The sequence below is a fragment of the Enterococcus sp. E4-223 genome (assembly GCF_035727065.1).
In the GTDB taxonomy this organism is placed as follows: Bacteria; Bacillota; Bacilli; order Lactobacillales; family Enterococcaceae; genus Enterococcus_B; species Enterococcus_B faecium.
The window spans coordinates 21597-27837 of the sequence record NZ_JAPMLH010000013.1; the positions used below are offsets into that span (position 1 = coordinate 21597).

Sequence of the window (6241 nt, forward strand, 5' to 3'; positions counted from 1 at the left end):
TAGATGTTTGATCTAACGAGAAAACCAGAAACAACAGTGATTATTTCAGGTAATGAGTATCAAATTGATTTGTCTTTTGACACTGTTATTCGATTCTATGAACTAATTGACGATAAAAATTTGGAGTCTATAGAAAAAATAATTCTTGGGTTCAAATTGTTTTATATCGATTCAAAAAAAGCAGAAGATACATTCACTTTTGAAGAAATGCAACAAGCTATTAACGACATAGTTGACTATATTCAATCGAATCCATATGGAAGCATTGGAAGTGAAGGAGAATCGACTGGTCAGGATTCAAATATGAATTATTCGTATTCTCAAGACGCTGGAGCTATTTATTCTTCGTTTATGGCAGATTACAAAATCGATTTGTTAAATGAGCAAGGTTCAATGCATTATCTAACTTTCAAAGCGTTGATGTCTGGTTTAAGCGAAGACACTCAATTTCAGCGGATACTAGCGATTCGGTCAAGAAGCATAGCTGGTTTAGAAGGCGAAGAACTAAATAGCTTATTAGAACTGAAAAATTATTATGCTCTTGATTCTGAAAAAACAGTTAACAGTCTTGATGATCAACTAGGCGATATGTTTTCTATGTTAGCAGCACAAGCCAAATCATAAGGAGGTGAGTGTTTGAGCGCAGATGCAACAATAAATATTGATGTGATGCTGTCGAATTTACCTAAATTTAAAACAGACGTTAGTTTTGTTGATGACGTATTAACAAAATTGGGAATGAATACAGGATCAAAAATTGATGATTCATTTAAAGCCGAGACAGCAAAAGTTACAACAATTGCCAAATCAACAAAAAAAGATGTCGATCAAACTTTTGATAAACCAGTTAAGTTCACAATCAAGGCTGATAATTCGGATGCTGAAAAAGATGTCAAAGAGACAAAGGCTTTTTTAAAAGGCATACCGAAAAGCAAAATAACTGAACTGAAGGCGGATAATGACGGAGCATCACTGAAAATAAAAGCTACAAAAGAGGGTATAAGCAAGATACCTAACAGGAAAGAAACAATACTTAACGCAGATGCTTCACAAGCAAAAACAGAAACAAAAGACCTCGGTGATACTGCTGAAAAAACCGAATCTAAGTTTATCAGTTTGAAAGATAAACTATCCATTGGTGCGATTGCTGGTGCTTCTTCACAAGCACTGCAGATTTTAACAGGTAGTTTTTCAGATTTAATCGGTGAAACTACTCAATCATCTGACGCAATGGATAAATTCAAATCTACGATGCAGTTTGCTGGCTTTACAGAAAAAGAAACAAAAGAAGCTGCTAAATTTGTAAAAAAATATGCAGATGACACAGTATATGAATTGTCCGATATCTCGAATACTACAGCACAACTAGCAGCAAATGGTATTGGGAATTATCAAGAGTTAACAGAAGCAGCAGGGAACTTAAACGCTGTAGCAGGTGGTAATGCTGAAACATTTAAATCAGTAGCAATGATGCTTACCCAAACGGCTGGTGCAGGGAAACTAACTACAGAAAACTGGAATCAAATGGCTGATGCCATTCCCGGTGCATCAGGTAAAATGCAAGAAGCGATGAAAAATAACGGTGCTTTCACTGGAAACTTTCGTGACGCGATGGAAGAAGGTCAAATATCAGCTGAAGAATTTAGTAAAGCGATTGTTGACTTAGGTATGACTGATGTAGCTGAAGAAGCTGCAAAGTCTACTAAGACTTTTGAGGGCGCAATGGGTAACCTCCAAGCGAATATCGTTACTAAAATGAATGAGATCGTTGATGGCATCGGTAAAGATAAGCTTACAGATATTATCAGCTTCATATCAGACAATACTACTAAACTATTTGATTCTATTTTGAAAGGCATAGATTATTTAAACGATAATCAGGATAAATTATCGAGTATCTTTGATAATTTGAAAAAGATTTCTAAAATATTTTTCGGTGCTGCATGGGATGCGGTTCTTGATATTATAAAAAAACTCACTGGTAATTTTAGTTTACTTTCAAAAGAAACTGGCAAAACGAAAGACCCCTTACAACGATTTGATGATGTCTTAAGTGCTTTGTCAAAACATGAAAAGGGAATAGCACTTCTAGGTAAAGCATTAGCTACTTTATTTATTGCTAAAAAAATCGTTGGTGTGGTCTCGGCTTTTGGGAAACTGCTTGATATATTCGGCGGAACCGCATTACTTTCTAGTCCAATTTTTCTTATACCTGCAGCAATTGCAGGAATTGGATTTGCGTTTTATAAAGCATATAAGACAAGCAAGCCATTTCGTGAGTTTATAGATGGGATTGTCGATGCAGTAAAAAACTTTGTAGAGGTATCATTAAAGAAAATCAAATCATTTTTTAAAAATGTTACAGAAGGATTTGTTGAATTTAAGGATTCAGTTACGGATAAAGTGACTAGTATCAAAAAAAGCATCAAGAAAGTTTTTAACTCCGTTATTGATTTTTTTAAAGAGGATTGGAAAGAAGTATTAACATTCATTCTAAATCCAATTGCTGGTGTAGTTGCTCTATTGTACAAACACAATAAGAAGTTTAAAAAGTGGGTAGATGATCTACTTGATACTATTAAAGATGGATTGAAAGCTTTTAAAAAGAAAGTTCTTGATCCACCATACGATGCAATTACAGATTTGATTGATAAAATAGCTAAAACTTTTTCAAAATGGATGGGCAAAATAGAAAAAGCTCTTGAAAAAGCGGGTAAGAAACTTGGGAAAGCTACAGAGGTAATTTTTTGGCTTATCTATGGGCCAATACGGTTATTAGGTAGAAAAATAAAAAAAGGTTTCGATGAAGTTGCTGAATGGATAGAAGATAAACTTGAAAAAGCAGGGAAAGCAGTTGGGAAGGTTGTCGATAAAATCTCTTCAACAATAAAAAAAATCTTTAATTCTTTATCAAAATCAGTAAAAAAATCAATGGAATTATTTACTGAATATGTTATTGAGCCTGTGGATTCAGTTCGAAAAAAAGTCGTTAAAACAATTAGTAACTTAGTAGATAAAGTGGTCGATTTCTTTGTTGATTTAGTCAATATTACGAAGCACAAATGGAGAGAAATAAAATCCTCGATGGAGAAACCGGTTGATGATGCTAAAGAAAACGTATCTAAGACTATCAGTAGATTAAAAGAAAAAATAGCGGAAATATTTGAACGTATCCAATCAGTAACTAAGAGTGCGTGGAATACAATTAAACGCTATACAATTGAACCGATAGAGGATGCCTATGAAAAGGTAGTAAAAAAAGTTGGAGAGATTTACTCTGGTGTATCAAAATATTGGAATGATCTAAAGGACAAAACCAAAGAAAAATTCGATGAAATCGTTGATTATGTTAAAAAAGTTCCTGGTCGAATTGGTGATGCTTTTAGAGATGGAAAAGAAGCAATCGGTGATGGTGTTAAAGCCGCAGCACAATACATGATAGATATTTTGAAAAAAGGTGTGAATGGTGTAATTGGTGGTATCAATTGGGTTTTAGAAAAAGTTGATGCACCAGATTCAGTTCGAATTGACGAATGGAAACCTAAGGATGTTGCAAAATTTGCTACAGGTGGTATTCACCAAGGTGGATTGATGCTTGTTAACGATGGCGAAGGAGAAGAACTAGTCCGACATCCTAATGGAAGAATGGAAATTCCAAAAGGGAAAAATGTTTTGATGCATGCAGAAGCTGGTACTCAAGTATTGAATCATAGCCAAACAAAATCGTTTGCTGAAGCTTTTGGTATTCCAATGTACGCAAAAGGTAACGTAAGTAATCTAGGTGATTTCTTCAAGTCTGCATGGAACGGAATAAAAGACATTGGTTCTGATATTTTAGATGCAGTTCAACATCCAGTGGAGTTTGTCAAAAAAGCTATTTCAGAACATGTGAATTTTGATGCTACTCATCCAGTATTTGATATTGCTACAGGCGGTGTCAAGAAAGTAACAAATGGCGTTATGGATTGGATCAAAGATAAAATAGCAAGTTTTGGTTCTATTGGTGGAAGTTTTGACGGGGCGATGGCTGACAATGTCTATAAATATTTAGTAGATATTGCAAATCAAACAGTAAGTAAATTTGGCATGAGTGGTATCACTTCGGGTTATCGACCAGGAGACCCTTATTACCACGGAAAACACCAAGCGATTGATATTGCTTATCCTGCTGGAATGAATGGTTCAAGTAAGTATTTCGATCCTGCGAACTGGGTGTTTGAACATTTTGCTGATAAGGTTGGCTATGTTATTACTCAAGGTAAAGTTCGAGATAGAACAGGTCAATCAGGGCAACCTGCTACAGGAAATTGGGAGACATGGCCAGATAACGATCACTACGACCATTTGCATATTACAGGTAAGCTTGGCTCTGGTGATATTTATAAAGCAGGCGAAGGTGGCGGAAAAGGTTCGCCTACAGGTTCTGGCGTTGCAAGGTGGACTAGCCAATTAAAAGAAGCCTTGCGAATGAATGGTTTACCAACCACTGCTTCGTATGTCAATGCTTGGTTAAGGCAAATCGAGACTGAATCAGGAGGCAATGAGCGTGCTGTTCAGCCTGGAATAGACCCAGATGGTGATGGCTCTGGTCCAGCAATGGGACTAATACAAGCTAAGAAAGGAACATTTTTAGCAAATGCGTTTCCTGGCCACGGAAATATTTTTAATGGTTTTGATAGCATGCTTGCTGGTATTAGATATGCACTGAAAAGATATGGTCCTGATATGCTCGCAGTCATTGGTCATGGTCATGGTTACTCAAATGGGGGAGAAGTATTTGGACCAGAGTTAGCTATGTTTGGTGAAGACCCTGCTTATCCATATGAAATCAACATCAATCCTGCAAAACCAAGTGCAGATATGCTGATTCAAAAAGCGATTGTTGCAAGAGAGAGATACAAACCAGCCGTACAAACAAATCAAGCAGTTTATTCAAATCAACATCCTAGTGGCGGAAATGAGCACAAAACGATGAGTAAAAAAGATATTGAAACAATCGTTCAAGCGTTAAATGAAAGACCAGTGCGTGTCGAAAGTATTCTAGACGGTAAGAAAGTCAGCAAAAGTGTAGATGAATATACTGGTTCATCATTAGCAAGAAAACTATATACGAGAGGAAAGAATTTTAATGGATGATAAAACATCAGTATTTCTTCAATTTAGTACAGGTAAATTTGACTTACTAGCAAATTATCGAATCAAGATCATTGATATTAATATTGGTATGCCTGTACCGAAAAACGAATTTTCTTCTTATGCAGGTTCAGTAGGACAAAAGCTGCTGACACACTCATTTGATGCCTTTCCTATTACTCTTGAATTTGATTATTTTGCAGACAACCTGAATGACCTTATTTTGACTGAAACAGAATTGAGAGAACTATTTAATAAAGAAGCTGAATACTACTTTATCTATACGAAAGAACCTGGTAAAAGATATCCAGTGATCGTTGAGAGTATGACTATAACCAAAAAGGCATATTTTAAAGGAAATTGTGTTGTATCATTTTCCGCCTATAAAGGATATTCTGAATCAATTGCAACGACTTTATCTGATTTCAGTTTGGATGAGGATTGGCAGTTTTCTCAAGGTCTAGTTTCTGAAGACTTTAGTTATACGCACAATACTAGTTTCTTTAAGATTTTTAATGCTGGCAGTTTTGGAATTGATCCGAGAGAGTCAGATTTACGTATTACCCTAGAAGGAGAATCAGAAGGAAATGTGACTATTTTCAACAAGACCACAGGTGATCGTTTCATTTATTATCCTTCTCTCTCAACTAATTTAGGGCAGACATTAGTTTTGGATGGCGTATACCCAAAATTGAATGGTGTAAGCTGTGGTATTGATACAAACCATGGACTAATCACTTTAGCTGAAGGAGTAAATGAAATCGAAATTCAAAATATTACTAGAGTGAAATCTTCTTGGGATTTCCGTTTCTTGTATAAGTAGGTGATACTTTGAAAAACATATTAATACGCAATTATGAAGAAACAAAAGAGGAAATCCTTATTAACTACGATAAGGATTCTTTTTCTGTCTCGTGGCAACAAAATGAAACGTGGGAGTTATCTGTGACTGTACCAGAGACAAAAAGGAATCAAATAACTTTTGATTTAATTGACTATGAAAACTATGTTGTTTTTGATGGTCAGCAGTATTCAATCAAGCAGATGAGACCATATGCTTCTGGTAGCCAAATCTATAAAGATGTAGTAGCAACTCATGTCTATTACA

At 35.5% G+C, this 6241-nt stretch carries 3 protein-coding genes and 1 pseudogene; all 4 read left to right on the top strand.

What is annotated here, in order from left to right; genetic code table 11:
- Nucleotides 1–3 precede the first annotated feature (3 nt).
- Nucleotides 4–624 (top strand): Gp15 family bacteriophage protein, encoded by a 621-nt coding sequence (locus OS139_RS13335; RefSeq protein ID WP_002318698.1) that lies wholly within the window; start codon nucleotides 4–6, stop codon nucleotides 622–624.
- 12 nt (nucleotides 625–636) lie between these two features.
- Complete coding sequence (locus OS139_RS13340) at nucleotides 637–5136, top strand: tape measure protein (RefSeq protein WP_325067007.1); 4500 nt, start codon at nucleotides 637–639, stop codon at nucleotides 5134–5136.
- Nucleotides 5129–5956: a phage tail family protein gene (locus tag OS139_RS13345; protein WP_114635989.1), complete on the top strand. Its 828-nt coding sequence runs from the start codon at nucleotides 5129–5131 to the stop codon at nucleotides 5954–5956. Before OS139_RS13340 ends, OS139_RS13345 begins: the two co-directional genes overlap by 8 nt.
- Nucleotides 5957–5964: 8 nt before the next feature.
- A pseudogene (locus OS139_RS13350) lies at nucleotides 5965–6241 on the top strand (phage tail protein); the annotation flags it as partial.